13 protein-coding genes are annotated in these 15,498 nt (G+C 71.3%); all 13 read left to right on the top strand.

The genetic code is table 11. The annotated features are described in order from the left end of the window. Positions 1-10 precede the first annotated feature (10 nt). The 13 genes from ABZ860_RS32900 to ABZ860_RS32840 all read left to right on the top strand — a co-directional run bounded on the left by ABZ860_RS32900 (position 11) and on the right by ABZ860_RS32840 (position 15,448). Positions 11-961, top strand: coding sequence for an ABC transporter permease (locus tag ABZ860_RS32900; protein WP_357227675.1), 951 nt, complete (start codon positions 11-13; stop codon positions 959-961). A gap of 7 nt (positions 962-968) precedes the next feature. Continuing rightward, positions 969-1,871: an ABC transporter permease gene (locus ABZ860_RS32895; RefSeq protein ID WP_357227672.1), complete on the top strand. Its 903-nt coding sequence runs from the start codon at positions 969-971 to the stop codon at positions 1,869-1,871. Continuing rightward, complete coding sequence (locus ABZ860_RS32890) at positions 1,868-3,622, top strand: ABC transporter ATP-binding protein (protein ID WP_357227670.1); 1,755 nt, start codon at positions 1,868-1,870, stop codon at positions 3,620-3,622. The genes ABZ860_RS32895 and ABZ860_RS32890 overlap by 4 nt, the downstream gene beginning before the upstream one ends. Further along, positions 3,619-4,125, top strand: a complete 507-nt coding sequence (locus ABZ860_RS32885) for a flavin reductase family protein (protein WP_357227667.1) — start codon at positions 3,619-3,621, stop codon at positions 4,123-4,125. The genes ABZ860_RS32890 and ABZ860_RS32885 overlap by 4 nt, the downstream gene beginning before the upstream one ends. A 430-nt stretch (positions 4,126-4,555) precedes the next feature. Next, positions 4,556-5,794, top strand: a complete 1,239-nt coding sequence (locus tag ABZ860_RS32880; protein ID WP_357227665.1) for an acyl-CoA dehydrogenase family protein — start codon at positions 4,556-4,558, stop codon at positions 5,792-5,794. Between the two features lie 25 nt (positions 5,795-5,819). Then, a complete protein-coding gene (locus tag ABZ860_RS32875) occupies positions 5,820-7,208 on the top strand; it encodes an LLM class flavin-dependent oxidoreductase (RefSeq protein ID WP_357227663.1) in 1,389 nt (462 codons plus the stop codon). Beyond that, a complete protein-coding gene (locus ABZ860_RS32870) occupies positions 7,205-8,350 on the top strand; it encodes an LLM class flavin-dependent oxidoreductase (RefSeq protein WP_357227660.1) in 1,146 nt (381 codons plus the stop codon). Before ABZ860_RS32875 ends, ABZ860_RS32870 begins: the two co-directional genes overlap by 4 nt. Positions 8,351-8,375: 25 nt before the next feature. Next, on the top strand, positions 8,376-10,196 hold the full coding sequence (locus tag ABZ860_RS32865) for an ABC transporter substrate-binding protein (RefSeq protein ID WP_357227657.1): 1,821 nt from the start codon (positions 8,376-8,378) through the stop codon (positions 10,194-10,196). Positions 10,197-10,205: 9 nt separating this feature from the next. After that, positions 10,206-11,813 carry an ABC transporter ATP-binding protein gene (locus ABZ860_RS32860; RefSeq protein WP_357227654.1) on the top strand — a complete coding sequence of 536 codons (1,608 nt, stop codon included), beginning with the start codon at positions 10,206-10,208 and terminating at the stop codon, positions 11,811-11,813. Positions 11,814-11,829: 16 nt separating this feature from the next. Further along, positions 11,830-12,753 (top strand): ABC transporter permease, encoded by a 924-nt coding sequence (locus ABZ860_RS32855; protein WP_357227653.1) that lies wholly within the window; start codon positions 11,830-11,832, stop codon positions 12,751-12,753. Between the two features lie 6 nt (positions 12,754-12,759). Then, positions 12,760-13,749, top strand: coding sequence for an ABC transporter permease (locus ABZ860_RS32850; protein ID WP_357227650.1), 990 nt, complete (start codon positions 12,760-12,762; stop codon positions 13,747-13,749). A gap of 19 nt (positions 13,750-13,768) precedes the next feature. Next, positions 13,769-15,007, top strand: a complete 1,239-nt coding sequence (locus ABZ860_RS32845) for a GNAT family N-acetyltransferase (RefSeq protein ID WP_357227647.1) — start codon at positions 13,769-13,771, stop codon at positions 15,005-15,007. Between the two features lie 90 nt (positions 15,008-15,097). Beyond that, the gene (locus ABZ860_RS32840; protein WP_357227645.1) at positions 15,098-15,448 is read left to right on the top strand and encodes a hypothetical protein; all 351 of its coding nucleotides are present in this window, start codon (positions 15,098-15,100) and stop codon (positions 15,446-15,448) included. Positions 15,449-15,498 lie beyond the last annotated feature (50 nt).

The raw sequence follows: 15,498 nt of genomic DNA, 5'->3' as shown, positions 1-15,498 counted from the left end.
GATCACGGCGATGGGAACCGTCAAGCACATCCTGTGGCGAGTGCTCAACATCGTCCCGGTGCTCCTCGTGGTGTCTGCCCTGACCTTCCTGGTCGGCCGGCTGACCCCCGGGGACCCCATCGAGGCGCAGTTCGCACGGGACCACACGCCGGAGCAGGTCGAGGCCATCCGCGCGTCGTACGGCCTCACCCTCCCTCTGTGGCAGCAGTACGTGAGGTGGGTGAAGGACCTGCTCACGGCGGGCGGCGGGATGTCGATCGTGCAGAACCAGCCGGTCTTCGACATCCTCCTGCCGAACTTCGCCAACACCCTGATCCTGACCGCGGCGGGCGTCGTGATCTGCGCCGTCCTAGGCGTCGTCATCGGCGTGGTCGCCGGGACCAGCCACCGCGGGTTCCTGGACCGCTTCGCGATGCTGTTCGTCCAGACCGGCAGCAACCTGTCGGTCTACTGGTTCGGGCTGATCCTCATCTGGATCTTCTCCCTACGGCTGGGCTGGCTCCCGGCGAGCGGCATGGAGTCGAGGAACGGCGGCGGCTTCGGCGACCTGCTGGCCCATCTGGCGCTGCCGGGCCTGTCGGCCGCGTTGATCTCGACACTCGTGCTCGCCAGGTTCACCCGGCTCGGCATCGTCCAGGAGTCGCACAGCGACTACGTCCGCACGTTCACCTCTCAGGGGGTGCCGCGCCGGCGGCTCGTCGGCAAGCACATCGGGCGCAACATCCTCCCGGCCGTGGTGAACATCATCGGCCTGGAGATCGGCACCCTGATCACGGGGGTGATCTTCGTGGAGAGCGTGTTCAACTGGCCCGGCATCGGCACGCAGCTCGTGAACGCGGTCAACGGGAAGGACTACCCGCTCATCCAGGGCGGCGTGATCCTCGTGGCGCTCTGCTATCTCCTGGTCAACCTGCTCACCGACATCGCGGTGGACGCTCTCAACCCACGGCTGAGGAGGTAGGCCGGCAGTGGTTCTCACGGCAATTCCCGGCACCCGGTCGCCGAACCCGCTCAAGGGGACGGCGCCGCGCCGGCGTCGCTCCCGGCTGCGTGTGAACGCGCAGGTGGCGCTCGCACTGCTCGTCATCGCCGGCTTCGTCCTCGTCAGCCTGCTCGCCCCCGTGCTGGCGCCGTACGACCCCGACCTGGCGGACGGCGGCGTCAAATACCTGGGAATCGGCGCGCCGGGGCATCTCCTGGGCACCGACGAGCTGGGGCGCGACATCCTCAGCCGGCTGATCTGGGGAGGGCGCACCTCGCTGGTCGTCGCGCTCGCGGCGTCGCTGTCGTCGACCGTCGCGGGCGGCGTGCTCGCGCTCGTCGCCGGCTTCTCGGGCGACCGCACCGCCGGCCTGATCATGCGGACGGTGGACGTCATGTTCGCCTTCCCGGTGATCATCATCGCGCTGGTCCTCGCGGTGATCCTCGGCCCGGGCACGCCCGTGGTCGTCCTGTCGATCGTGTTCTCCGCCGTCCCGTACGTCACCCGGGTGGTCTTCGCGGAGGTGAAGCTCCAGCGTGGCCGCGAGTACGTCGAGGCGGCGAGGTCGCTCGGCGCGGGGTTCTTCTCGATCCTGTTCCGCGAGGTGCTGCCGAACGTGCGCGCCCAGATCGTGGTGTACGGCACCGGCCTCGTCGGCGGGATGATCGTGTTCTCCTCCAGCCTCAGCGCGCTGGGTATCGGCGTGCAGCCGCCGACGGCGGACTGGGGCCGGATGATCTCCGAAGGCGCCAAGGTCATCATCAGCGGGAACGTGTACCCCGCGCTGCTGCCGGGGCTCGTGGTCCTCGTCGTGGCCCTGGCCTTCAACTGGCTCGGAGACGGCCTGCGCGACGTCTTCGACCCCCACCGAAGGAGGGAAGGACGATGACCGGCGCGCTGCTGAGCGTGCGGGAGCTGTCGGTCCGGTTCGGCCGCGAACCCGCGGCCGAGCGTGTGGTGGACGACGTCACCTTCGACGTCCGGCCCGGCGAGACGTTCGCGATCGTCGGAGAGTCGGGCGCGGGGAAGAGCCTGACGGCCTCGGCGATCCTGGGCCTGCTGCCGGACGACGCGATGGTGACGTCGGGCTCGATCTCCCTGAACGGGGAGGAGGTGCTCACCGCCGCCCGGTCGTCGGTCACCAGGTTCCGCGGTTCGAAGATCGGCATGATCTTCCAGAACCCCCTCGCCTCCCTCGACCCGTCGTTCCGGATCGGCAACCAGCTCAAGGAGATCATCGGGCTGCACCGCCCGGCCGCGGGGAAGCGGGAGCGGCACGAGATCGCCGAGACATGGCTGCGCAACGTGGGGATCGACGATGCGGCCCGGGTGCTGTCCGCCTACCCCCACGAGCTCAGCGGGGGAATGCGGCAGCGGGTGATGATCGCGCTCGCGAGCCTGTCCGGCCCGGCCCTGCTGATCGCGGACGAGCCGACCACCGCGCTCGACGCGGTCGTGCAGAAGCAGATCCTCGACCTGCTCACGAGCGTGACCGCAGGGACGGGGGGCTCGCTGCTGCTCATCACCCACGACTTCGGGGTGGTCTCGTACGCCGCCGACCGGGTCGCCGTGATGAAGGACGGCCGGATCGTCGAGCAGGACCGGCGCGACCGCGTGCTCTGCGCGCCGGCCGACGCCTACACCCGGTCGCTGATCCAGGCGGTGCCGGAGGTCGGGGCACGGTTCCGGCTGGCCGAGCGCGGCCTGCCCCGCCGCCTCGGCCCGGCAGGCGGAGACGGCGCCGCGGCCACGGCTGCCGGGCCCCGAGACGACGGCCGGGCCGCCCGGCCCCCGCTGGTGACCCTGCGTAACGTGAGCAGGGAGTTCGTGGTCGGCGGGCTGGGGACAGTGCAGCGCAAGCGGCGCTTCAGGGCCGTCGGCGACGTGTCGCTGCACATCGAGCGGGGCGAGGTCTTCGGTCTCATCGGGGAGTCCGGCTCCGGCAAGTCGACGCTGTCGCGGCTGATCGGCGGCCTGCTGCCGGCGGACGCGGGGGAGATCGTCTTCGACGGCCGGGACATCGCGCGGCTGCCGAAGGCGGAGCTGCGGCGGCTGCGGCCACGGTTCCAGTTCGTGTTCCAGGACGCGACGAGTTCCCTGAACCCCCGGGTGCCCGTCGGGGAACAGATCAGCCGTCCGCTCCTGCGTTTCGGCAAGGCCGCCTCACGCGCCGCGGGGAGGGCCAGGACCGCCGAGGTGCTCGACCTCGTCGGGCTCCCGTCCTCCTACCTGCACCGGTATCCGCACGAGCTGTCCGGCGGGCAGCGGCAGCGGATCGGCATCGCCCGAGCGCTGGCGCTGGAGCCGGACCTGCTGATCCTCGACGAGCCGACGTCGGCGCTGGACGTGTCCACGCAGGCGAACATCCTCAACCTCCTGCTGGACTTGAGGGAGGAGCTCGATCTCACCTACCTGTTCATCGGCCACAACCTCGCGATCGTCGAGTTCCTGTGCGACCGAGTCGGGGTCCTGGAGCGGGGGGTCCTCCTCGAGACCTTCCGCGCAGAGGAGTTGTCCGCCGCCGGTCGTCATCCGGTGACAAGGGCGCTGCTCGACGCGGTGCTCCCGATCAATGACGAGATCCTTCGCGAGATTCACAGCACACGCGGCCAGACGGTCGCGGGAAAGGCAGACCCATGACCGAGACGATGCGGGGCCCGGCGGTGGACGGCGGGCTGTTCCGGCGGGCGCTGGCGGCGCACGCGGCCGGGGTGGTGGTCGTCACCGCGCAGAACGAGGGGGTCCCGGCGGGGCTGACGGCGACGTCGTTCTCCTCGGTCAGCCTCGCGCCGCCGCTGGTCTCCTTCTATGTGGACCAGGGCTCCAGCACCTGGCCGTCGATGCGGCCGGCCGACCACTTCGCGGTGAACGTGCTGGCCGGCGACCAGGGCGAGCTGGCGGCCAGATTCGCGCGCAAGGGCGCCGACCGGTTCGCCCCGCCCACCCGGTGGCGTCCCGGAGCGTTCGGGGCGCCGCTGCTCGAGGACGCGTCGGCGCACCTGATCTGCCGGCCCCACTCGGCGACCGGCATCGGCGACCATGTGCTGGTGGTGGGCCTGGTTATCGAGGCGACCGTGCACGGCGCCGACGGTCCGCTGCTGTATCACCAGGGCCGGTTCGGCGGTTTCGTCCCGCACGACTGACCGCAAGCGCTCTTGCGCCGAATGCCGGATTCTGCTAATTTCCTACTATGTCTGTAGGGAAAGTCCTAATTGTGCGGCGGTACGTCGACCTCGCTCGGCTCGCCGCCAGCCTCTGTCGCCAGTCCTGACCTTTCCCTGCCCCCGCCGGGCGACGGTGCCCGGCGCTGCGCTTTCCCTACTTCCCTCACAGCGCCGTTCCCTCGCAGCGTCGCCCGTCCCCGGCGGCTGCCCGCATCTCTCCCTGAAAGAGCGTTCCCGCCGGGCCGCTCGTCCCCTCGCGAGCGCCGTGACCGGCACCCGGACCGCACCCTGACATGCGCCCCGAGATGCGCCCCGAGATGCGCGCCGGGCCGCGCGTCCCGAAGCGCGCCGGCACTTGGCGTGCGGCACGGCCGCTCTCACCTCCCCACGCACGACCGCAAGGAACCCCATGAGTCTCATCGACCAGATACGCCCGCGTTCCGGCTCCGGCCGCTTCGACGAATGGCGCGAGGCGGCCCTCAAGGCGGCCGACCGGCTGCGCGCCGACGCCGCCGAACGCGACATCGCCGGCGCCGACCCCGTCGACGAGGTCGACCTGCTGCGGAGGTCCGGCCTGCTCGCCGTCCACATCCCCGAGGAGCTGGGCGGGGGCGGGGCGACCTACGAGGAGGTGCTCAGGATCGTGCGTGTCCTGGCCGCGGCGGACACCTCGATCGCCCAGCTCGCGGCCTTCCACTTCCTGGGCAGCCGGGCCGGGCTCGGCGGCGGGCGCGTGCTCGCCGAGCGCTGGGCGAAGGGGATCGTCGAGGAGGGCTGGTTCGTGGCGGCCGTCGCCCAGGCCGCGTACGAGCCGCTGGTCGTGGCGACGCCGGACGGCGACGGCTTCCTGCTGACCGGTTCCAAGCCGTTCACCAGCGGCGCGGCGGTGGCGGACACACTGATCGTGTGGGTGCGCTTCGGCGCGGGCGCGGTGGTCGGCGGCGTGGACGTGTCGGGCCTCGTCGGCCAGTTCGCGGTCCGCTCGCCGGCCGACGGCATCGAGTTCCACGGCGACTGGGACAACTTCGGCCAGCGGCTGACGGTCAGCGGCGGCACGACGCTCCGCGACGTCCGCGTGACGGCCGACGACCTGCTCGGCTACGCGCACCCGGACACCCCTCCGACGCCCCAGGAGACGCTCCAGGTCCCGCAGGGCCAGCTCGCCTACGGCAACCTCTACCTGGGCGCGGCCCTCGGCGCCCTGCAGGAGGCGCTGGACTACACCCGGACCAGGTCCCGGCCGTGGCTCACCTCCGCCGCCGCGGCGGCGAGCGAGGATCCTCTCATCGTCGAGCGGTACGGCCGGCTGTGGGTCCTGGCCGAGTCGGCGGTGGCGCTCGCCGACAAGGCGGGGGAGCTGCTCCAGGCGGCGATCGACCGGGGCGGCGACCTCACCGAGGAGGAGCGCGGCCGGGCGGCCGTGGCCGCCTACCAGTCCAAGGTCCACTCGACCGAGGTGGCGCTCGAGGTCACCTCGCGGATCTTCGAGCTGACCGGGGCCCGCTCGACCGCCCGCGCGTACGGGCTCGACCGCCACTGGCGCAACGTCCGGACACACACGCTGCACGACCCCGCTCACTACAAGCTGCTGGAAATCGGTCACTTCGCCCTCAACGGCCGGTCACCCGAGCCGACCTACTACTCGTGACGGCGCGGAACGGAACGACGGAGAAATGAGCCAAGACCCCAAGCGCCTCATCCTCAACGGATTCGCCATGACCGTGGTGGGCCACGTATCCGCCGGGCTGTGGCGGCATCCGAGCGACCGGGCGAGCCTCTACACCACGCTGTCGTACTGGACCGACCTCGCCAGGCTTCTGGAGTCGGGCGGGTTCGACGCGCTGTTCCTCGCCGACGCCCTCGGCCACCTCGACATCTTCGGGGGCACGCCGGACGCCTCACTGCGCAACGCGGCGCAGTCGCCGGTGAACGACCCGCTGCTGCTGGTGTCGGCGATGGCGGCGGCGACCCGGCACCTCGGCTTCGGCATCACCGTCTCGACGACGTACGAGCAGCCGTACCTGCTGGCGCGCAAGTTCACCACCCTCGACCACATCACCGAGGGACGCATCGCCTGGAACGTGGTCACCTCGGTGCTGGACAGCGCCGCGCGCAACCTCGGCCTCGACCGGCAGATCGCGCACGACGAGCGATACGACCGTGCGCAGAAGTTCCTCGACGTCACCTACAAGCTGTGGGAGGGGTCGTGGGAGGACGACGCGGTCGTCCGCGACCGCGAACGCGGTGTCTACACCGACCCGGCCAAGGTGCATCCCATCGGGCACAAGGGGCGCTACTACACCGTGCCCGGCCCGCACCTGTCCGAGCCGTCCCCGCAACGGACCCCGGTCATCTTCCAGGCCGGCACGTCCCCGCGCGGGCGGGAGTTCGCCGCGCGCAACGCCGAGGTGGTCTTCCTCGGCGGGACGAACGCGGCGTCGATCCGCAGGGCGGTCACCGACATCAAGGAGCGCGCCGCCGCGCTCGGGCGCCGCCCCGAGTCCGTCAAGTTCATCACTTCGGTGACCGTCGTCACCGGCCCGGACGACGAGTCGGCGCGGCGCAAGTACGAGGACTACCTCTCCTACACCAGCGTCGAGGCCGCGCTGGCCCTGTTCTCCGCCTGGACCGGGGTCGACTGGTCGCGCTACGACCTGGACCATCCGCTGGAGTACATCGAGACCGACGCCGGGCGCTCGGCCCTGGCCACGCTCACCGGCATCGACGCCGACCGCCGGTGGACGCTGAGGGACATCGCCGAATACATCGGCGTCGGCGGCATCCACCCCAAGATCGTGGGCGGACCGCGCACGGTGGCCGACCGGCTCGAGTCGTTCGCCGACGAGGCCGGCGTCGACGGGTACAACCTCGGCTACGCCGTCAGCCCCGGCACGTTCGAGGACTTCATCGAGTACGTCGTCCCCGAGCTGCGCCGCAGGGGCCTGGTGCGGGAGGCGTACCCGCCCGGGGTCTTCCGGGAGAAACTTCAGGGCGCCGGCAGGCGCAGGCTCGGCGACGACCACCCCGGCGCCGCCTTCCGACGCGTGGGGGTGCCGGCATGACTCTCCGGATCCATTGGTATCTGCCTACCAACGGCGACAACCGCGACATCGTCGGCTCGGGCGACCGCTCGGAGAAGACGATCGGCGCCGTCGCCGACGGCTTCCGGGCGCCGAGCGTCGACTACCTCGGCCAGATCGCCCGGTCGGCGGAGCAGCTCGGCTACGAGGCCGTGCTCACCCCCACCGGCCTGTGGTGCGAGGACGCGTGGATCACCACGGCCGCGCTGACCCAGGTGACGAGACGGCTGAAGTTCCTGGTCGCGTTCCGGCCCGGGCTGGTCTCGCCCACCCTCGCCGCGCACCAGGCCGCCACGTTCCAGCGCCTCTCCGGCGGCCGTCTGCTGCTCAACATCGTGACCGGCGGGGACTCCGCCGAGCAGCGGCGTTTCGGCGACCACCTGGACCACGACCAGCGCTACGCCCGGACCGACGAGTTCCTCGCGGTGCTGCGCGGAGTCACCGGCCTGCCGCCGGGTGAGACGTTCAGCTTCGCGGGCGAGCACTTCCGGATCGAGGACGCGCGCGTCGACGCCGGCCCCTTCGGACGCCCGGAGATCTTCTTCGGTGGCGCGAGCCCGGCCGCGGAGCGGGTGGCGGCCCGGCAGGCCGACGTCTACCTCGCCTGGGGCGAACGGCCCGACCAGATCGCCGAGCGTCTCGAGCGGATGCGCAAACTCGCCGCCGCCGAGGGGCGTGAGCTGCGTTTCGGCATCCGGTTGCACGTCATCAGCAGGGACACCTCCGCGCAGGCGTGGGCGGAGGCGGACCGGCTGCTGTCCAGGATCAGCCCCGAGCGGATCGCCGCGCTGCGCAAGGACTTCGCCACCAGCGAGTCGGTGGGCCAGCGGCGCATGTTCGAACTCCACGGCGGCGACCCGGGCAGGCTCGAGGTCTACCCGAACCTGTGGGCCGGCTACGGCCTGGTGCGCGGAGGCGCGGGCACCGCCCTCGTCGGCAGTCACGAGGAGGTCGCCGACCGCATCGAGGAGTACCACGCGCTCGGCCTGGACCACTTCATCCTCTCCGGCCAGCCCCACCTGGAGGAGGCCTACTGGTTCGCCGAGGGCGCCGGCGCCGTGCTCCGAACCCGGGGACTGCTGTCGTCCCCGACGGCGGACGGCCCCGCCGGCCCGACTGTGTGAGAACTCCGTGCGAAAGAGAACCATCGTGAAGAAGACGCCCCGCGAACGCCGGCCGCTCCGCTCCCTGCTCGCCGCGTCCGCGTGCGCCGCTCTGCTGGCCGCCTGCGCGGGCCCGGTTCCACCGGAAAACCCTGGCACCAACGGCGGCGCGAGTGACACGGCGGGCGGCGGGGCCCCCGCCGCCGGCGGCACGCTGCGCATCGCGTCGCTGCAGTCCGACCTCGACGCGCTCGACCCCCTCACCGGTTACAGCACCGACTCCTGGGAGATCATCCGCGCGCTCACCCGTCAGCTCGTCACCTACCCGGGCAGCGCCAAGGACATCAAGGACGACACCACACTCGTGCCCGACCTGGCGAAGTCGTGGGACGTGAGCAAGGACGGCAAGATCTACACCTTCCACCTGCGCGACGGCATCAGATATTCGGGCTCGTCCACGCGCGAGATCGTGGCCGGCGACTTCGTCTACGCGATCAAGCGGTTCTGTGATCCGAACAAGCAGGTGGCCGCGATCAACTATTTCCAGCTCGCCTTCTCCGGCTTCCGCGACTACTGCGAGAAGTTCGCCAAGGTGCCCCCGGGAGATCCGGCCAAATCGAAGGCGTTCATCGACAGCCACGACATCCCGGGTGTCTCCGCGGCCGACGACAAGACGCTGGTGCTGCGCTCGGACACGAAGAACTACGACTTCCTCAGCATCCTGTCGATGAACTTCGTGTCGCCGCTGCCGGAGGAGGTCGCCGCCAAGTACGTCGGCGACTCGCTGGAGTTCCGCAAGAACTACCCCTCCAGCGGGCCCTACCAGATCGCCTCGTACGAGCCGGGGCGCAGCCTGGTGCTGAAGAAGGTCCCCGGCTACGACCACGCGGGCGACCCGGCGCGCAAGGCGTACGTCGACGAGATCGTCGTGGACTTCACCACCAACAGCGAGGACGCGGTGGTGCAGAAGATCCAGTCCGGCGACGCCGACCTGTCGCTCTACCTCGATGTGCCGCCGCTGTCCACGATCCAGCAGTACCAGGCGCAAAGCAGCCCCTACCTGCACTCCTCCGACAGCGGGGCGGCCAACTTCATCACGATCAACGCCCGCCCGGAGGCGGCCTCCCCGGGCGCCGAGGCGCTGCGCAAGCTCAAGGTGCGGCAGGCCCTGGCCTACGCCGTGAACAAGGCCAACCTCGTGCAGGCGCAGGGCGGCAAGATCGCGGCCAGGCCCCTGGGCCAGATCATCACCTCGACGATCCTCGGCCACGAGGACTTCGATCCGTACCCGACGCCGGGCGGCATCGGCGATCCCGCGAAGGCCAAGCGACTGCTCGCCGAGGCCGGGTATCCGAACGGGCTCAAGCTCGATGCCGTCTACCGCGTCAACGCGCAGTTCGAGACGATCGCCGTCACGCTCAAGGCCGACCTCGCGAAGGCCGGGATCGAGCTGAACCTCATCCCCGTCCCGCCCGCCCAGTCCAGCGCGTACCTGCAGGACCCGAAGAGCCGCTGGGACGTGTTCCTGAGCGCGTCCTTCGCCCCCGACTGGCAGGGGCCGAGCACGCGGATGCTGCTCGGGGGCTGGCTCGACTCCGACGCCGCGCCCTGCGGCACCGGCAACGTCCACGCCATCTGCTACGACAATCCTGAGCTGAACAAACTGGCGGCGAAGGCGTTCCCCTCCGACGACCCGGGGCCGATCTGGGCCGAGGCCGACAAGCTGGTCTCCGCCGACCTCCCGTGGATTCCGCTGTTCGAGAAGCGCAAGGTCGCGATCACCTCCGACCGGGTGCGCAACTGGACCTGGTCGTCGCTGGCGACCCAGGCCGACATCACCAACATCGCCGTCGGCCCGGCACGTTAGGGAGCCGTCATGGCCCTGTTCTCCGTGGAGGATCTGCGCGTCACGTTCGGGCGGCGCGGGCGGACGACCACCGCGGTCCGCGGCGTGTCGTTCGCCGTTGAGCCCGGCAGGACGCTGGCGCTGGTCGGCGAGTCGGGCTCCGGCAAGAGCGTCTCGCTGCTGGGCGCGACCGGGCTGCTGCCGAGCCGGGCCGAGGTGCGGGGAAGCGCCCTGTTCCGCGGCGCGGACCTCACCCGGCTGGCCCCGGCCCGGTTGCGGGCGATCAGAGGCAGGCACATCGGGTTCGTCTTCCAGGACCCGCTGAGCAACCTGCACCCGCTCAAGACCATCGGCGCCCAGATCGGCGAGGCCGTCACGGCCCACGAGCGGGTGGGGCGGGCGGCGCTGCGCCGGCGCGTGCTCGACCTGCTCGGCGAGGTGGGCATCAAGGACCCGGAACGCCGGATCGACGACCACCCCCACCAGTTCTCCGGAGGCATGCGCCAGCGCGCCATGATCGCCATGGCGATCGCGCTGAACCCGGAGCTGATCATCGCCGACGAGCCGACCACGGCGCTCGACGTCACCGTGCAGGCGTCGATCCTGAGACTGCTGCGGCGGCTCCAGGAGGCGCACGGCACCGCGCTCATCTTCGTCAGTCACGACCTGGCCGTGGTGTCCGACATCGCCGACGACGTCGTCGTCATGCGGGACGGCGAAGTGGTCGAGGCGGCGCCGGCGGCCGAGCTCTACGCCGCCCCCCGCCACGCGTACACGCGCGCGCTGCTCGGCGCGGCCCGGCACGGGCGGGCGCTCATACGGGCTCCCGAGCCGTCCGGACGTGAGGTGCAGAGCGCTCCGCTGCTGCGGGCGAGCGCGCTGCACATGAGCTACCGCAGGCCCGGCCGCAAGGAGTCGTTCACGGCGCTCACCGACGTGTCGTTCGACCTGCGGCAAGGCGAGATCGTCGGGCTGGTGGGGGAGTCGGGGTCGGGGAAGTCCACGATCGGCAGGATCGTTGCGGGCCTGGCCCGGCCGACCGCCGGATCGGTGTCGCTGCGCGGCGAGGTCTACAACGCGCCCGGCGACGTGCGGCTCCCGAAGAGCCTGCGCCCGGCCGTCCAGGTCGTGTTCCAGGACCCCTACGGGAGCCTCAACCCACGACGCACCGTCGCCGCGACGCTCGCCGAGCCCTTCGTCGTCAACACCGATCTGCCGGCCGCCGAGATCCGCGCCAGAGTCGAGGCGCTGGTGGCGCGGGTGGAACTGCCCCGGTCCGTGCTGCACCGGCTCCCGGCGCAGCTGTCCGGCGGGCAGCGGCAGCGCGTGGCCATCGCCCGCGCCGTCGCACTGGAGCCCTCGGTTATCGTGGCCGACGAGCCGGTCTCCGCGCTCGACATCACCACGCAGACGCAGATCGTCGCCCTCATCCGACGGCTGCGCGCGGAGCTCGGGACGTCGTTCCTGTTCATCTCCCACGACCTGGGGGTGGTCGCCGACCTGTGCGAGCGGGTCGTCGTGCTCCACCAGGGCCGGGTGGTGGAGCAGGGTCCGGTGCACCGGGTCTTCGACGACCCCCGCGATCCGTACACGCGGGAGCTGCTCGACTCGATCCCGGGGCGGGTGGCGCATGCTTAGGGGACCCGGGTCTGACGTGCTCACCGCGGAGGCGTACGCCGAGGAAGAGGCCGTACGCCGGTTCCCGGCGCTGCGGGCGATCCTCGCCGAGCGCTCCGCCAGGACCGGGCTGATCCTGGTCGGCGTGGTCGTGCTGGCGGCGCTGCTCGCCCCGGTCGCGGCGGCGCTCACCGGGCACGGCCCGGACCAGCAGTTCCGGTCGGAGGCCCTGGCCGAGAACGGGCTGCCGATCGGCCCGAACGCCCGTTTCCTGCTCGGCGCGGACGGCAACGGCCGCGACGTACTGATCCGGACGCTGTACGGCGCGCGCATCTCCCTGCTGGTGGGGATCCCGGCGACCACCCTCGCCCTCGTCACCGGCACGGCGGTCGGCCTGGTCGCCGGGTTCTTCCCGGGCAGGACCGACCGGCTGCTGTCCCTGGGCACCGACGTCGCGCTGTCGTTCCCGTTCGTCGTGACCGCGCTCAGCCTGGTCGCGCTCAACCGGGGCGGCGACGGAGAGCCCGTCGTCAACCCGGTGCTGCTCGTCGTGATGGTGATCTCGCTGTTCGCCTGGACCTATTTCGCCCGGCTCACCCGCGGGCTCGTCGTCGTGCTGCGCAGCCGGCCGTTCGTGGAGGCCGCGCTGTCGATCGGCGTGAGCCGCCGCCGCCTGATCGTGCGGGAGATCCTGCCCAACGTGCTGCCGGTGGTCGCGGTCTACTGGGCCGTCCAGTTGCCCGTGAACATCCTCGCCGAGGCGACGCTGTCGTTCCTCGGGGTCGGCGTCCAGGCGCCCACGGCGAGCTGGGGCAACATGATCGCGGAGGCGCAGCGGTCGTCCCTCTATCAGGTGCAGCCGTGGTTCCTGCTCGGGCCCGGCATCGCCATGTTCGTCACCGTGCTGGGCTTCAACGCGATCGGCTCCGGCATCCGCAACGTCCTCGATCCCCAGGGGTAGCCGGCGATGAGAAGGCACATCGCGGGCCACGCGGCCCGCGCTCTCGCGACCCTGCTGGCCGTGCTGGTCATCACGTTCGCGATGACCCGGGTCGCCTACCGCAACCCCGCCGCGGTGCTCGCGCCCCGCAACGCCACCCAGGAGACCCTGGACGGCATCACCCGGGCGCTGCGCCTCGACGAGCCGTGGTATCTGCAGCTCTGGCACTACCTCTATCGGGGGCCGGACGTCCAGGGCGCGCCGATGGGCCTGTTCAACTGGCCGCCCGCCCTCGGATACTCGTTCCGGCAGCAGCGGCCGGTCACCGAGCTGATCCTGTCGAAGATCCCGGTGACGCTGTCGCTGGCGCTGGGCGCGCTCGTCATCTGGATGACGCTGTCGATCCTCTTCGGTGTGGCCGCGGCCAGGAGGCCGGACTCCTGGGTCGACCGGATCCTGTCCGCGTTGTCCTACGCTGGCCTGTCCGTCCCGACGTTCCTGACCGGGATCCTGCTGTCCTACTTCCTGTACTTCACGCTCTCGACGTACGGCATCAGGTGGTTCCCGAGCAGTGGTTATGTCGGCATCACCGAGAATCCCTTCGAGTGGGCCAGGCATCTCGCGCTGCCCTGGCTGACGATCGCCGTCGCCGAGATCGGCATTTTCCAGCGCGTCGTGCGGGCGAACATGCTCGACGTGCTCGGCTCCGATTACATCCGTACGGCGCGGGCCAAGGGCGTCACCGAGCGAAGGGTGCATTTCGGCCACGCGCTGAGCGCGGCGCTGAACCCGATCATCACGCTCGGCGGGCTGGAGCTGGCCGCGCTGATGGGCGGGGCCATCGTGACGGAGCAGATCTTCGGCCTCGACGGGGTCGGACGGCTCGCCGTCGAGGCGGCGGTCGGCGGGGACTTCCCCGTCGTCATCGGCACCACGATCCTCGCCGCGGCGATCTTCGTGGTCTCGACGTTCACCGTCGACGTCGTCACCCGCCTGCGCGACCCCGCCGCCCGCTGACCCTGTGTAAGGAGAAGACATGACTTTCGACGTGCGCGTGCTGAGCGGGGAGGACGACCTGCTCGCGGCGTCGGCGACGTTCCGCACCGCCCTACTCGGCCTGCCGCCCCTTCCGGCGGGAACCGACGTCACCCAGTTCTTCGAACCCGGCCGCACCCTCGGCGCCTTCGACGGGACCGAGCTCGTCGGCACCGCGGACTCCTACGCGAGCACGCTGGTCGTGCCGGGTGGCGCGCGGGTCCCGCACGCCGCGGTCACGCACGTGGGCGTGCTGCCCACCCACACCCGCAGGGGCGTCGTGACGGCGCTGATGCGCCGTCAGCTCGCGGACGCCGCCGCGAGGGGTGAGATCGCAGCCACGTTGCGGGCCTCCGAGGCGGTCATCTACGAGCGCTTCGGGTACGGCATCGCGGGCTCGGCCGCCCGCCGGGAGGTGTCGCGCAGGCAGGCCGTGCTCCGCGCGACCGTGCCGCCCGGGGGACGCGTCCGGCTGGCCGACGCCGCGTCCTCCTGGAAGAGGCTCGCGCAGATCTACGAGTCCGCCGCGGCCTGGACCGGGGCGATCGGCCGGCCCGCCTCCTGGTGGCGGCAGCAGGAGCAGAGGCAGGCCGCGGATCCCGGCCCCGCCTACGTCGCTCTGCACGGACGGGACGGCTCGGAGGACGGGTTCGTCCGTTATCACCCCGCCGACACGGCGGAGTGGTTCACCAGCCGCGACCGGGCGATCGTCGTCGACGACCTCGTCGCCGCCACACCGGACGCGTACGCCGGGCTGATCCGGTGGCTGCTCGGCCTCGACCTCGTCGACCGGATCATCCTGCCGCTCACCGCCCCTGACGACCCGCTGCCGCTGCTGCTGACCGACGACCGCGCCGTGCGCACGGTCTCCGTCCGCGACGAGACGTGGCTGCGCCTCGTCGACGTGCCCGCCGCACTGGCGCGGCGCGTCTACCGGGGATCCGGCTCGATAGCCCTGGCCGTCACCGACGACCTGCTGCCCGGCAACACCGGGACCTACCTGATCAGCGCCGGCGGGGCCGTCAGGACGAAGGGACAGGCCGATCTCCCTGTGGCCGGTCTCCCTGCGGCTGATCTCTCCGTGGACGTCGCGACCCTGGCCGCTGTCTACCTGGGCGGGTCCCGCTGGTGGCAGCACGCCAGAGCCGGACGGGTGACCGTCCACAGCGACGGCGCCCTGGAGACGGCCGAGGAGCTGTTCCACACGGACGCGTCGCCCTTTTCCGGAACGCTCTTCTGAGGGCCGAGCTGCGGATATGACGGGTGTCACGGGTCAGGACACGACGCGCGGCACTTATCGCCCCATCGGCCGATCCGTACCGTGAAGGTCATGACGAACACCTCATCATCGCAGCGTACGGACTGGCACATCTCCCTCCTCGGCGGACTGAAGCGCAGGGGACCCGGGCGGATGCCCGCGGACACGGTCGTCCTCACCCCCGTCGGCGGAGCCGACCTCGACCTCAGTGACGCCGAGATCGCGCCGGGGACCTCGGTGACGAAGATCTCGATCGCGGGCGGCGTGCGGCTGCGGGTGCCCGCCGACGTCACGGTGGAGGTCGAGGGTTTCAGCCTGTTCGGCGGCCGCCACGTGGAGCCGGGAACGCCGGGCCCTTCCGGCCGGGTCGTCCGCGTCCGCAACTACGGCGTGTTCGGCGGCGTCGACGTCACCCGCGGCTGAGCCCCGTGCCGGTCGGGGGTCCGGCCGCGGGGCTCAGGCTCTGGCTCCCA

This window comes from Microbispora sp. NPDC046973 (assembly GCF_040644495.1).
Taxonomy (GTDB): Bacteria; Actinomycetota; Actinomycetes; order Streptosporangiales; family Streptosporangiaceae; genus Microbispora.
The sequence above is the reverse complement of the archived record's forward strand: the minus strand, read 5'-3'. Positions and strand labels throughout refer to the sequence as shown.